Source organism: Neobacillus sp. C211, assembly GCF_051842875.1.
In the GTDB taxonomy this organism is placed as follows: Bacteria; Bacillota; Bacilli; order Bacillales; family Cytobacillaceae; genus Neobacillus.
On the sequence record NZ_JBPXRO010000016.1, the window covers coordinates 14,976 to 29,064 of the forward strand.

The 14,089-nt window shown below is 37.7% G+C and carries 12 protein-coding genes; all 12 read right to left on the reverse strand.

The genetic code is table 11. The annotated features are described in order from the left end of the window. Positions 1 to 26 precede the first annotated feature (26 nt). The gene (locus tag ACSU6B_RS16035) at positions 27 to 1,844 is read right to left on the reverse strand and encodes an assimilatory sulfite reductase (NADPH) flavoprotein subunit (protein ID WP_410886677.1); all 1,818 of its coding nucleotides are present in this window, start codon (positions 1,842 to 1,844) and stop codon (positions 27 to 29) included. Positions 1,845 to 2,156: 312 nt separating this feature from the next. Beyond that, on the reverse strand, positions 2,157 to 3,302 hold the full coding sequence (ftsZ, locus tag ACSU6B_RS16040) for a cell division protein FtsZ (protein WP_410886679.1): 1,146 nt from the start codon (positions 3,300 to 3,302) through the stop codon (positions 2,157 to 2,159). 454 nt (positions 3,303 to 3,756) lie between these two features. Beyond that, positions 3,757 to 4,260 (reverse strand): DinB family protein, encoded by a 504-nt coding sequence (locus ACSU6B_RS16045; RefSeq protein WP_410886681.1) that lies wholly within the window; start codon positions 4,258 to 4,260, stop codon positions 3,757 to 3,759. 102 nt (positions 4,261 to 4,362) lie between these two features. After that, a complete protein-coding gene (hpt, locus tag ACSU6B_RS16050; RefSeq protein WP_410886683.1) occupies positions 4,363 to 4,890 on the reverse strand; it encodes a hypoxanthine phosphoribosyltransferase in 528 nt (175 codons plus the stop codon). Between the two features lie 270 nt (positions 4,891 to 5,160). Further along, positions 5,161 to 7,764 carry a bifunctional acetaldehyde-CoA/alcohol dehydrogenase gene (gene adhE, locus ACSU6B_RS16055; protein WP_410886685.1) on the reverse strand — a complete coding sequence of 868 codons (2,604 nt, stop codon included), beginning with the start codon at positions 7,762 to 7,764 and terminating at the stop codon, positions 5,161 to 5,163. 159 nt (positions 7,765 to 7,923) lie between these two features. Next, on the reverse strand, positions 7,924 to 8,151 hold the full coding sequence (locus tag ACSU6B_RS16060) for a hypothetical protein (protein WP_410886687.1): 228 nt from the start codon (positions 8,149 to 8,151) through the stop codon (positions 7,924 to 7,926). Positions 8,152 to 8,452: 301 nt separating this feature from the next. Next, positions 8,453 to 9,109, reverse strand: coding sequence for a DUF2238 domain-containing protein (locus ACSU6B_RS16065; RefSeq protein ID WP_410886689.1), 657 nt, complete (start codon positions 9,107 to 9,109; stop codon positions 8,453 to 8,455). Between the two features lie 414 nt (positions 9,110 to 9,523). Beyond that, positions 9,524 to 10,252 carry an amino acid ABC transporter ATP-binding protein gene (locus ACSU6B_RS16070; protein WP_410886691.1) on the reverse strand — a complete coding sequence of 243 codons (729 nt, stop codon included), beginning with the start codon at positions 10,250 to 10,252 and terminating at the stop codon, positions 9,524 to 9,526. After that, a complete protein-coding gene (locus ACSU6B_RS16075; RefSeq protein WP_410886693.1) occupies positions 10,249 to 10,893 on the reverse strand; it encodes an amino acid ABC transporter permease in 645 nt (214 codons plus the stop codon). The genes ACSU6B_RS16070 and ACSU6B_RS16075 overlap by 4 nt, the downstream gene beginning before the upstream one ends. A gap of 61 nt (positions 10,894 to 10,954) precedes the next feature. Continuing rightward, positions 10,955 to 11,725: a transporter substrate-binding domain-containing protein gene (locus ACSU6B_RS16080; RefSeq protein ID WP_410886695.1), complete on the reverse strand. Its 771-nt coding sequence runs from the start codon at positions 11,723 to 11,725 to the stop codon at positions 10,955 to 10,957. Positions 11,726 to 12,110: 385 nt separating this feature from the next. After that, positions 12,111 to 13,301, reverse strand: coding sequence for a MalY/PatB family protein (locus ACSU6B_RS16085; protein WP_410886697.1), 1,191 nt, complete (start codon positions 13,299 to 13,301; stop codon positions 12,111 to 12,113). 202 nt (positions 13,302 to 13,503) lie between these two features. After that, positions 13,504 to 13,815 carry a MerR family transcriptional regulator gene (locus ACSU6B_RS16090; protein ID WP_088087928.1) on the reverse strand — a complete coding sequence of 104 codons (312 nt, stop codon included), beginning with the start codon at positions 13,813 to 13,815 and terminating at the stop codon, positions 13,504 to 13,506. Positions 13,816 to 14,089 lie beyond the last annotated feature (274 nt).

The following is a 14,089-nucleotide window of genomic DNA, read 5'->3' on the forward strand; positions in this document are numbered from 1 at the left end:
TTGTTAAAACTCCTTTCCATCCCAAATCAGTATACATCACGCTGATAACGTTTTTGCTGCTGCATCTCGGCTAAATATTCTTCGGCCTTTTCACGACCCAAGCCGCCTTCTTTTTCAATAATCTCAAGTAAAGTGTTATGAACATCATGTGCCATGTGTTTTTCGTCACCACAGATATAAAGATGTGCACCTTCTTGAAGCCACTTAAATACCTCTTGACTTTGTTCTAACATGCGATGCTGTACATATACTTTTTGATCCGTGTCTCGTGAAAATGCAACATCCATTTTTGTAAGTACGCCGTTTTCCAGCCACTTTTGCCATTCTGTTTGATAAAGAAAATCCGTCACGAAATGCTGGTCTCCAAAGAACATCCAAGATTTACCTGTTGCTCCGGTTTCTTCACGTTCTTGCATAAAGGAACGAAACGGTGCTGCACCTGTCCCCGGACCTACCATGATAATTGGGGCATCTGCGTTCTTTGGCAGCTTAAAGTTTTCGTTATGTTGAATATACACTGGGACTGTTTCGCCTGGCTGCAGACGTTCCGCAGCTAGAATGGAACAAACACCCTTTCGCTCACGTCCATGTGCCTCATAGCGGACCGCACCTATCGTCAAATGGACTTCATCAGGATTTGCAGATAAACTGCTCGCGATTGAATATAGACGGGACGGCATCTTTCGAAGGATTGAGACAAACTCTTGAGCTGAGCCAATCCATGGTGTAAAGTCCCGAACCAAATCAAGCAAATCACGTCCATCAATGTACGTTTTTAATTGATCTTCATTCCCCGCTGATAGAAGTTCCTGTATTTTCTCATTGGCAGAAAGTGATGCTGCCTTCTCAAGAAGCGGTTTGGTTAAGGTCGTTATTTCAAAGTTTGAGAGAAGTGCGTCTTTAAGTGAAAGCACATCTCCCTTTTTATTAACAGTCACCACTTGTTCCGGATCCCAGTTCATTTCTTCTATAAGTAAATGAACTAGCGCGGGATCATTTTCCGGATAAATACCAAGACTATCCCCTGGTTCAAATGTAAGTCCAGAACCTTCGAGTGACAACTCAAGGTGACGAGTTTCTTTATTAGATCCACGGCCGTTTAGATTTATATTTTCAAGTACTTCTGCTTTAAACGGATTGGTCCTTGAATACGTTGATTCAACTAGTTGTGATGCTAATTCTTGTTCAGGAATTGGAATGACGCCCACGGCTTCATTTAGGCTGATAAGAACACCTGCCAGCCATTCAGCTGCTGGCTCATCATAATCAAGGTCACAGTCAAAGCGTGGATATAGCCTTGTTCCGCCTAATTCTCCCAACCGGGCATCGAAGTCTTTACCCGTTTGACAGAAAAACTCATATGAGCTGTCTCCTAGCGCCAAAACGGAGAAGCGAAGATTATCAAGCTTTGGAGCCCGCTTTCCGTTTAGAAACTCATGAAATGACAGCGCGTTATCAGGCGGAGTGCCTTCACCATGGGTACTTGTAACAATCAGCAGGTTTTGGACCTTTTTTAAATTATTAGGTTTAAAATCGCTCATCGACTGAATAGTTACTTGAAAGCCCTCTCCCTCAAGCTTTTTGCCTGCCTTCTTAGCAAGGCCCTGAGCATTACCCGTTTGTGATCCAAAAAGGATGGTCACATCTTTGGAAATCGTTGGGGTGTTCCCTGCTGAAAGTTCTGCCACCTGAATACTTCCTGAACCTGGAACCGAAGCAAATTGGGCTGCTGCCAAAAACCCGCTCAGCCAGACTTTTTGTGATTCTGTCAAGGTAGGCAGAATGCGGTTGAGGAGCTCTGCCTGCTCCTGATTAAAAGGACTGTTCAATACTTGAAGTTGCACCAAAATCCACCTCACAAAGAATTATTAACTTACAGTGATCATTTATTTATCATGACTAGTTTCAACAATCTTACAATACATACTTTTCAGTCAAAAAATGATTAATATAATAATAGTTTTACTATTCCTATAAGTCAAGTCGGTTTTAACGATTTAAACGATTAAAATCAGATTATTTCTTATTTTTATTAAAATATTTTATTGACTATTGCCAAATTATAACAACGGCGCAAGGTAGGAGTTCACCGGGACATCTTCCTATTTAGGCTGTTGTCCTGTGCACACTACTCATTGCGCCGGATGCAGGAAATGCTATCGATTCCTTTTGTTTCGGTTACGCAAAAACGTCGGAATGTCGAGCGAATCCTCTGATTCCTTCCCATATTGATCGTTAACATGAATTGGTTCTTCATGTCTCACTTGCTCACGTCGGGTTGGGGCATTTATTTGTGATTTTGATTGACCTTCCATTTGTGAAGGGGTGGATGGTTTGGTTCGTGCCTGTTTATCAACAAAACCAGTAGCAATGACCGTGATCATAATTTCATTTTTAAAATTTTCATTAATAATTGAACCAAAAATCATATTTAGTTCCTTATCTGCTGCAGAAGCCACAAGGTCGGCTGCCTCTTGCACCTCATAAAGACTTAAATCTTTACCACCTGTGATGTTCATGAGTATCCCTTGAGCTCCATCAATCGATGTTTCTAATAATGGACTAGAAATAGCTTTTTTTGCTGCTTCAACCGCGCGTCCATCCCCTTTTGCAACCCCTATGCCCATTAAGGCTGTCCCTTGATTACTCATGATTGTCTTAACATCTGCAAAATCCAGATTAATTAAACCTGGGACAGCAATTAAATCCGAAATACCTTGAACCCCCTGACGAAGGACATTATCCGCCTCCCGGAACGCTTCAATCATCGGTGTTCTTTTGTCAACAATTTGCAATAATCGATCGTTAGGAACAATAATTAAGGTGTCAACAGCTTCCCTCATTAATTCAATACCGTTTGCTGCATTTTGCGCACGTTTACGTCCCTCAAATCCAAACGGACGAGTAACGACACCGATAGTCAATGCACCAAGTTCGCGTGAAATTTCAGCAATCGCTGGAGCAGCACCGGTTCCCGTACCACCACCCATTCCAGCGGTAACGAACACCATATCTGCTCCTTTTAATACATCTTCCAACTGCCTTCTGCTTTCTTCAACTGCTTTCCTGCCTACTTCTGGATTAGCACCTGCCCCTAATCCTCTTGTCAATTGTGCACCAATTTGCATTTTTATCTCAGCATTTGATAGGTTAAGAGCTTGTGCATCAGTATTCACTGCAATAAATTCGACCCCTTGAACTCCACCTTCAATCATACGATTGACAGCATTATTCCCTCCGCCGCCAACACCAATTACTTTAATTCTTGCAACTTGATCTATATTCATGTCAATATCCCACATATTCTTCCTCCTCATCATGCGTTTATTTAATTGCCTCACTATTCAAAAAAATACTCGTAGACTTATGATCTAATTGAAGATTTTAATGATCTAGTAGTAGAGATTGTTGAATGATTAACTTTACAACTAATCTTTTTTGAGTATGTATAATTTTGCTTATTGATATTTTACCAAAATAATGGAGGATTTAATATAGAAAGGTGACACTTGAATTAGATTATTTTGTAGAAAAATGTAGAAATATTTAACATAAATGCAAAATTAATAAAACGTGCAGAAAAAGTAGTTCTTTTGATATACAACCAACGATATATAAAGAGAAACCCGGTAATAGGATAGCAATATCAAATATATATTAGTTTGCTAGCACTCTGATACATCGCACTAGCACGTTAGGCATAAAAATAGCACACCTTTGTTAAGTGTGCTTGAGAGTCTAGTATGTACATTACATTTATAGTGCTGGAGCTTTCATCCCCATTTGACTCCATTCGTTTCTTGATGGGCCATACACTCCAGGGACATTTAATCCAGCTTGGCGCATTAAGACTGTCATTTGTCCGCGGTGATGAATGATGTGTTTGATTAAAAGAGAAAGTGTTACTGCTTTTTGCATATCCATCCCGAAGACATTTTTCATTTCTTTTAAGGATGCATCTGTCCACTGCTTCTTGACAGCGTCCATAGTGTCTTCATTAACCTTGCGAAAGGTGTCCGCTATTTCTTTTGCTGAGGACGGAACCGTACTTGAGTTTTCAACATTTTCAACCGTAACTCCGAACTCGTTAAGCATTTCAGGTGTACTTGTTACGACATGCCATGCGATTCTCCCTAATGTACGGTCATCTGGGGACACCTCTTGTTGAAGTGAACCATCTGTCAAAGCATCCAAAACCTTTTGCGTAGAAGCCGCTTCTTGATTCCAATCCTCAATAAATTCAGATATAGAAGTATACATTATTCATTCCTCCATCATTCAACAGTTTTACAGTAAAAAGTATATCATTGTTTAATTAGATAGCAAAATTTCCCACACGAAAAAAGTTTTAGAACCCAATCCCTAACACTCTTCAACAGTGGAGATATGAGGTAAATTTCTATACTTTTGGGCAAAGTCAATCCCATAGCCGACAATGAACTCATCTGGGATGACAAAGCCAACATAATCCACCGGTAAATCGACTTTTCTTCTTTCGGGCTTGTCTAACAATGTACAAATTTTAATTTGCTTTGGCTTGTGTGATTTTAAATGGTCCCGTAGGAAATGTAATGTCAGGCCGCTGTCGATAATATCTTCAACCACGAGGACATTCTGATTGGTAATATTCGAATCAAGATCCTTCAATAACCTTACTTTTCCTGTTGACTCGGTTTCATCTCCATAGCTGGAAACCGAGATGAAATCAATTTTTATTTCCCCCTTCATCTCACGAATCAGATCTGCAGCAAAAACAAACGACCCCTTCAGGACAACGATGAGGATAATTGCTTCGTTATTAAAATCATTTTCAATTTGCTCTGCTAATTCCTTCACTCTGTCTTTAATATCTGTTTCGGAAATCATCACATCTTTAATTCTGTACCCCACAAAATACACCTTCTTTCTAAAATATAAAGGCTATGTTAAATTAGCTTATTGATTTCCTCTCCAGGCGCTTCGCTTTCCGCGGGCGGGTTCGGGGAGCCTCCTCGGCGCTAAAGCGCCTGCGGGGTCTCCCCTGTCCCGTACTCCCGCAGGAGTCTCGCGCCTTCCGATCCAATCAACAAGGTTACCATATCAACTATGACCTTTAACACTGCCAAAAAAAAGCCAATACAAAAAACCAATTAGTTTGATTTTTCGTATTGGCAATGATTATTATACCCCTTTATAGGCTTGGCGGTAAATTTCAGCCAATTCTGTTACTAATGGAAGCTTAGGGTTTGCAGTGGTACATTGGTCTTCGAAGGCCCGGTCTGCTAAATAGTCAACCTTGCTTTCGAACTCGATTTTATTTATTTTATTTGCTTCAAGGCTCATTGGAACTTCAAGTTCCTTCGCCAATTTAATAATGGCTTGAACGAGGCTCTCTACACCTTCCTCAGTAGAACTAGCAGGTAAATCTAGTATTCTAGCAATTTCAGCATACCGTTTGTCAGCTTTGAAATGATTGTACTTCGGAAAGGCTGTGAATTTCTTCGGTTTAGTCGCATTATAGCGAATCACATGTGGCATAAGTACAGCATTTGCCCGTCCGTGGGCGATATGGAATTCCGCTCCCAGCTTATGTGCAAGACTATGATTAATGCCTAAAAATGCATTTGCAAAGGCCATGCCGGCAATGGTTGAAGCATTATGGACCTTTTCGCGCGCTTCTTCATCCTGACCGTTTTTGTAGGCTCTAGGCAGGTATTCAAATACAAGCTGGATTGCTTTTATTGCAAGGCCATCCGTGAAATCATTGGCCATACAGGATACAAATGCTTCAATCGCATGTGTCAACACGTCCAATCCCGTATCAGCAGTAATATGTTTAGGCACCGTCATCACAAACTGCGGATCGATAATGGCTACGTCAGGAGTCAATTCATAATCAGCAAGCGGATATTTAATATTGGCCTCTTTATCCGTAATAACCGAGAATGACGTTACCTCCGAGCCTGTTCCAGAGGTGGTAGGAATGGCCACAAATTGTGCCCTTTGGCCGAGATTCGGATATTTAACAATTCGTTTTCGAATATCTAAGAACTTTTGTTTCAAGCCAAAGAATTCTGTATCTGGATGTTCATAGAACAGCCACATTCCTTTAGCCGCATCCATTGCAGAGCCACCGCCAAGCGCAATGATAACATCTGGCTGGAAGTTAGCCATCATTTCTGCACCTTTCATCACTGTTTCAATCGATGGGTCTGGTTCAACCTCTGAGAAAATTTCGCAGTGAACATAATCTTGACGCTTTCTTAAATAGTAAAGGACTTTATCCACATATCCTAATTTTACCATTCCAGAGTCGGTAACAATAAATGCTTTCGAAATTTTCGGCATTTTGGCAAGATATTGAGTTGAATTTTTCTCGAAATAAATTTTAGATGGAACTTTAAACCATTGCATATTAATATTCCTTTTCGCCACTTTTTTAATATTAATTAAGTGAATAGTACCTACATTTGTAGAGACAGAATTTCCACCATACGTTCCACATCCGAGGGTTAAGGACGGCATATAGGCATTGTAGATATCACCGATCGCACCTTGTGAAGATGGAGCGTTGACAATAATACGTCCCGCTCTCATCCGCAGTCCAAACTTCTTAATCACTGTTTGATCAGTGGTATGAATAACAGCTGAATGACCTAGCCCGCCGAACTCCAGCATTTCTTCGGCCCGTTTTAATCCTTCCTCAAGACCACTTACCTTATAACAAGCAAGCACTGGGCTCAATTTTTCCCTTGAAAGTGGGTATCCTGGTCCGACTCCTTTTAATTCTGCGATAAGGATTTTTGTATCATCAGGAACCTTTACTCCTGCTAACTGTGCAATCTTTGAAGCAGCCATCCCAACAATTACTGGATTAACAGCACAGGATTGCTCATTAATAACTAATTTTTCAACCTTCGCTTTTTCTTCTTCATTTAAAAAATAACAATTATTTGCAATCATTTCTTGTTTTACAACGTCGTATATTTCTTTATCAATAATGACTGCTTGTTCGGAGGCGCAAATCATTCCATTATCAAACGTTTTTGATAAAATTAAGTCATTAACTGCCTGATGAAGATTGGCTGTTTTTTCAATATAACAAGGGACATTTCCTGGCCCAACTCCGAGTGCTGGCTTACCAGAACTGTAAGCAGATTTAACCATCCCCGCACCACCAGTGGCAAGAATTAATGATATTTTTGAGTGGTTCATTAAGGCCTGTGTTGCTTCAAGCGACGGTGTTTCAATCCATTGAATGCAATTTTCTGGCGCACCCGCCATGATTGCTGCATCTCTAAGCACTCTGGCTGCTTCACTACTGCATTTCTGTGCTGATGGATGGAAGGCAAAAATGATTGGATTTCTTGTTTTTATCGAAATGAGTGCTTTAAACATGGCGGTCGATGTTGGATTGGTTACAGGTGTAACTCCTGCAATCACCCCAACCGGTTCCGCAATTTCAATCATTCCTTCATGTTCATTTTCGTTAATGATACCAACGGTTTTATCATATTTGATATTATGATAGACATATTCAGTAGCAAACATGTTCTTGATGATTTTATCTTCGTACACGCCTCTTCCTGTTTCTTCAACGGCTAGCTTTGCAAGTGGCATATGCTGATCAAGACCGGCCAAGGCCATTTCTTTAACAATATTATTAATCATTTCTTGGTCGAATCTTCGGAATTCTTTCAATGCTTTTAGACCATTTTCCACCAAAACGTTAACCATTTGTGTTACCGTTTGATTTTCTTTAACTGCCTTTTCTACTACTGCCATCGTAATACCTCCATTTGATTAAGTATTTGTGAAATTTTTCACAAGTATTTTTAAAAAATAATACACAATCAAGCTGGGATTTTCTCTGGATGCATGTATCGTAATGTTTGTGAAGGATTTCACATTTGTGACTAAAAATAATAACACTCTACTTGATTTTTATTCACAAACTGGATTGCGTGGAATCTTTTCAAATAAAATGTCAGTTAGAACCTTCGAATACTTTTTAACAATAACCACGTAATTTACGGTCCAAATATAGGCGGGGATTTCGTCATTTTCTTTAAGATACATTGCCTCGAATTCATCCCCAACTGCTTCTTCAAATACTTCTAGGGTATAAGTTTCAGAATCTGTAGAGAAGGTTTTCCATTCACATACCATCATGCCTTATCACTCCTTGTTTGTTTATGGATTTATCATAACATGTATTTTGAATAACAATTTGTGAAGTGTTGAACAAATTGTGAATTGTGATTAATTTTACTAAAAATAGGACTATGTCCTTATATAACAATGGTTACCAATGATAATATTGATATGTATTTGGTGTAATACTATATTACCCGAAAACGGTTACAACTATTTTATTATATCGGAATAACATTTAATAAATAAAGTTTTCGATTGTATATGTACGGTTATTGATAACGAACAGTTAGTGACTGTAACATTATTTGAAAGAGGGTTACGGTCTAATCCCTCTTTCTTTCTTATATTTCATTCCCTTATTTTTTTCTAATAGCCTGTTATGTACTTTTGATAAGATGAGTAACGCGACGATTGAACCAATAAAGGTTAACAACATATCCCACTGTGCGTCCCAAATATCACCTTGTGCTCCTAAAAACTCAGTGGAAGTCTTTCTGTTCTTTGTTAATTTAGTCGATAACCATTCGATAATTTCATACATAGCTCCAATTGCGAGTGAAAAACTTAATATCACAGAAATTAACCAAGGACCTTTTTTAGTCACTCTTTTTCGGATTAATATTTCTCTTATTACAATGGCAAACAATCCTTTTAAGAAATGACCAAAGCGATCATAGTGGTTTCGGTTTAATTCAAAATAATCTTTTATCCAAGTAAAAAGTGGAACCTTTGCGTAAGTATAATGACCACCAATGAAGGTAAGAATCGAAAGAATGGCAATTATGATATAGGATAGCGAAGTAAGACGAAACTTATTATAGGTAATAACTACGATCATACATATCACAATGGCAGGAAGTACTTCCATCGCCCATATTAAATATCCTGCTGGCTTATAGATTGACCAACTAAAAACGGTAATTACAATCAAGATAAGTAGTAAATGAAAGTAAGCATTTTTATCTCTTTTCACTCAACTCACTCCTAATGATATTACAGTTGTAAAGTTAAAAACTAACTAACTTGCTCTCCTGTAAAAAAGTTAAAAATAACTTTTATAGGTTGTCCATCCTTTCTTTTATTAAACAACATTGCTTTTTAAATTTCTGTTCAAAATAGAATATCAAAAGCGGTGGGTTTTAAATCAATGGAGTTATCTAGGAGTAGAACGAAATAGGAATAATAACCGCAGATATTTTTCAAACATCACAGGTATCCTCTCCAACAAGGACCACTAATATAGAAAATAAAAATAAGCCATCAAATACTAGATCATTCATCCTCTAGTATTTAATGGTTTATATATGCTACGCCTCAATTAAAAAAATGTATTACAGATAATTTGCAAACATGTTTTCCTAATTCAGTTGGAAAACCATATTGTAGTTTAAAGTACCTTGCTTAAAAACGCTTGGGTTCGTTCATGCTGAGGGTTACTGAATAACTCATTTGGTTCATTTTCTTCAACAATGTAGCCACCGTCCATGAAGATGACCCGATCGCCAACTTCCCTGGCAAAACCCATTTCATGGGTAACCACAACCATTGTCATACCTTCTATAGCAAGCTGTTTCATTACTTCCAAAACATCACCAACCATTTCAGGGTCAAGTGCAGATGTCGGTTCGTCAAAGAGCATTATTTTTGGATTCATGGCTAGTGCCCTTGCAATCGCAACGCGCTGTTTTTGCCCCCCAGATAGTTCCCCTGGAAAGCTATTTGCTTTTTCTCTTAGCCCCACTTTATCTAATAGATCAAATGCCAATTTTTCAGCAGCTGCTTTATCAATATTGTGAATTTTAATAGGTCCCATGGTGATGTTCTCTAATACACTTTTATGAGGAAACAGATTAAATTGCTGAAACACCATTCCTACTTCTTGTCTTACTTTGTTAATATTGATTTTTGGGTCTGTTATATCCTGTCCGTTTATGACTACCTCTCCGCCTGAAATGTCTTCAAGCCGATTTAAACATCGAAGGAACGTACTTTTACCTGAGCCAGATGGACCAATAACACAAACTACCTCTTTTTCTTTAACTTCTGCATTGATATCTTTTAATACCTCAACATTACCGAACGATTTTCGTAAGTTTTTAACTGTGATCATGCTCATCTAAGCTGAATCCTCCTTTCGATGAAATTAGCAAGCATGGTTAATAAATAAATAATAATAAAGTAAATGATACCTACAGCCAGCCAAATCTTAAATGCTTCGAAGGTGGCAGAAGCTTGAATTTGTCCTTGCTGTGTTAAATCTGCAATCCCAATTACAGATAAAAGTGACGTATCCTTTAAACTGATAATGGATTGGTTTGTAATCGTAGGAAGCATTCTTCTAAAGGCCTGTGGAAGCACCACATATCGCATGGTTTGTGCGCCTGTAAAACCGATCGATCTTGCTGCTTCTGTTTGTCCTTTATCAATTGATTGAATTCCCGCTCTGATAATCTCAGCAAAATATGCACCCGCATTAATGGCAACAGTGATGATCCCAGCAGTAGTGCTATTTAGGGACACCACTTGTAGAGAATTTACACCGAAATAAATAAAAAACAATTGCACAATAAATGGTGTTCCACGAATGGCATCAACATAAACCTTAGAAATCCAATTCAAGATCTTGATCGGAGCTAAACGAAATAACGCTATGACTAAACCAATTAAAAAACCTAGAATAATGGCAATTACAAATATATATAGGGTCACTTGAAGACCTTTTAATAACATTGGCAGTGCTGCAGAAATAATATCCATCCTGTTCATCCCCTTTCAAAAAGAAAGCGCGCATTAAGCGCGCTTAATCATTTCGTATCCTCTACTCACCTAGATACGTTTTAATAATTTTATCATACGTACCATCTTTCTTTAACTCAGCAAGACCATTGTTAATTTTTTTCAAAAGATCCGCGTTTTGTCCTTTTAGAACAGCAATTCCATATTGATCTCCATTTAAGCGATCACCGACGATTTTTAATCCAAGGTCTTTTTGGGCAATTGCATACGAAATTACAGGATAATCTTCAATAAGTGCATCTGCATTTCCGTTAGATACCTCTTGGAACATGGCAGGGCTATCATTAAATTGAACAACAGTAATTCCTAATTTCGCAGCATTATCTTGTGCATATTTTGCACCAGTTGTACCTTTTTTAACAGCAATTTTTTTGCCTTTCAGGTTTTCGACTGATTTAATACTTGTATTATCCTTTTTAACAACCACTGTTAACCCTGCATCAAAATATGGTGTTGAGAAATCTACTACCTTTTTTCTTTCATCCGTAATACTCATTCCGGCAATAGCCACATCTAGCTGATTTGCTTGCATCGCTGGGATGATACCACCGAAATCCATTGGGGAAAGTTCGATTTTAAAGTCTTGGTTTTTAGCAATTGCATCGATTAACTCAATATCAATCCCCTTATAATCGTTACCTTCTTTAAATTCAAACGGCGGATAAGTTGTATCAACACCAACTTTATATACTTTTCCACCTTTTTCTTTCTCGTCTGCTGTGTCTTTGCTTCCACAAGCAGCGATAAAGATTGAAAGGATTAATAACAAACTTAATAGACCTAACTTTTTCATTTCATTCTCCCCTTAATTTTCAGATTGTTCTCACTTGCTGAATATAGCAAATTTACTTATTTAATATATCACAGATAGTTAACAGAAAAAAGGGATTAAACTATATGAAAATACAAAAAAGTTTAATAATACGCATTATATAATAATTTTGATGTTTATGATTTATTGAAATAATAGAGATTTGGATTAAAAAAATCAATACTATTAATGCTTTTATTTTATCCATACTTTAGAAATGCATTCATTAAAGGAAAAATTTACTTTTCATTTTTTAACTAATTTATATTTCAATATTAAATATCCTATAACTTTTCCTCACCTTTATCCACAAGACAAAACCACTTGGAATATAGATACCAAGTGGTTTTGGTTATAATTTCACCTATTAATTGACATCCTCGAATTCTCTTGCAATCCTTTCAAATGCTTCCTGGATTAATGGACGAGGAGACGGGATACAAATTCTTTGCCATTGTAACCCTTCTTTACCAAACATCTTCCCATCTTCCAGTAGAACATTTGCTTTATTATAAATCCGATTGTGGACTTCTTCTGGGGTTAGTCCATACTCACTAAAATCCAGCCACATGATATAGGTTCCCTCTGGGATTCTTACCTTAACTTTCGGCATTTTCGCCGCTAAGAATTGGACTGTCCATTCCATTGTCCCATCGATATATTCCTTTAATTGTTCTAACCAATCTTCGCCCTCATTGTATACGGCGATCAGTGCAGAAACGGTAAAAGGTGAGGGTAAATGCATCCCCATAACAGTATTAAAGGTTTTTCTAAGTTCAGGATTTGAGATGATTACATTTGTACAATGAAGCCCAGCGACATTGAATGTTTTATTGATGGCAGTAAAAGTAATAATTCGATCACTATGGTCGCTAGCTTTTGCAATCGGAATAAATGTTTGATTACGTCGTACTAAATCTCCATGAATTTCGTCAGCAACGATAAGGACATCATTTTTCGCACAAATATCGGCTAATTTCCTTAGTTCTTCCTGAGTAAACACTCTGCCGGTTGGATTATGGGGGTTACATAGGATGAACATTTTCGTCGTTTCTTCTTTTGCCTTCGCTTCAAAATCCTCGAAATCGATTTGATAATAGCCTTCGCTATTCGCTTTAAGTGCATTATTCCGAACTTTACGTCCGTTGGCTTCAATTGCCGAAGTAAACGGAGGATAAACCGGTCGTTGGATAATGATGCCATCTCCTGGATTGGATAATGCTTTAACAGCAACATTCAAGGCATGGACAGTTCCTGGACTAAAGCTGATTTCTTCCTGCGGAATATCCCAATCATGTCTCTTTTTAAACCAATGCTGGATGGCTTCAAAATACTCTTTTGGAAAGATGGTATATCCGAAAATCCGGTGATCGACAGTCTTATGTAAGGCATCTACTAACGGCTGAGGCACTGGTAAATCCATATCAGCTGTAAACAATGGAATCGTCTCATCGTCATATCGTTCCGTCAGACCAATCTGTTTAATTAAATCCCCGCCATCCCATTTGATTGAATAGGTTCCTCTTCGGTTGACAATTTCATCAAAGTTATATTTCATTTACATCCACCTTTCATTTTTCATTCCTGCGAATGATTCACATGTAAAGATTTATTGATTACTCCAATTATAACGATTAATAGAAATGATTAAAAATTTGGATAGCTAAATTTTTCAAAAATGTCGGCGATGACACTAAAAAAAGAGCAGGCCCAGTATATGAACCTCGCTCTTAAATGCGCGTTAATCTTCTAAAACCTCGTTATTTTATTGGTCCGTTCCGATTAAAATGGGAATTGATTTGACCTATAATCATCTTATGTTTTTCCCGTTTCGCTAAATCCCTGCGAATTTCGAGTGTTTGTACCCCTTCTTCTATTTTTTCCGCTATTTCAATCAGTCTTTCAATATCCGCAAATGAATACTTACGGGTCCCATTTGGGGTCCTATCTGGAAAAATTAGCTTCCGCGTTTCATAATAATGAATTTGTCTGCTTGAAAGACCTGTTAATTCTGTCACAATTCCTATGGTGATAACCTTTTGATCACGATAGGATGGATTTTCGTTTCCCAAGATACCACCTCCTATTTTGTTTTAGTTTATTTGAAAAAATGTGAATTTTAAAACAATTACTATGTTATGTATTCTAACATAAGATGTCATACACTGAAACAAAAAATTCCTTTCTTACAAAAATATTTATTCCAAGCTAACGCTACTATTATCTTAAAAAAGATTTAGTCTAAAAATGTAAGCGAATTCAGTATTACACTTATTTAACACGGTAAAATCGTATAAATTTAGATTTGATAATTATGTGTAGATTATTAAAGATTTTGTTGAGCGC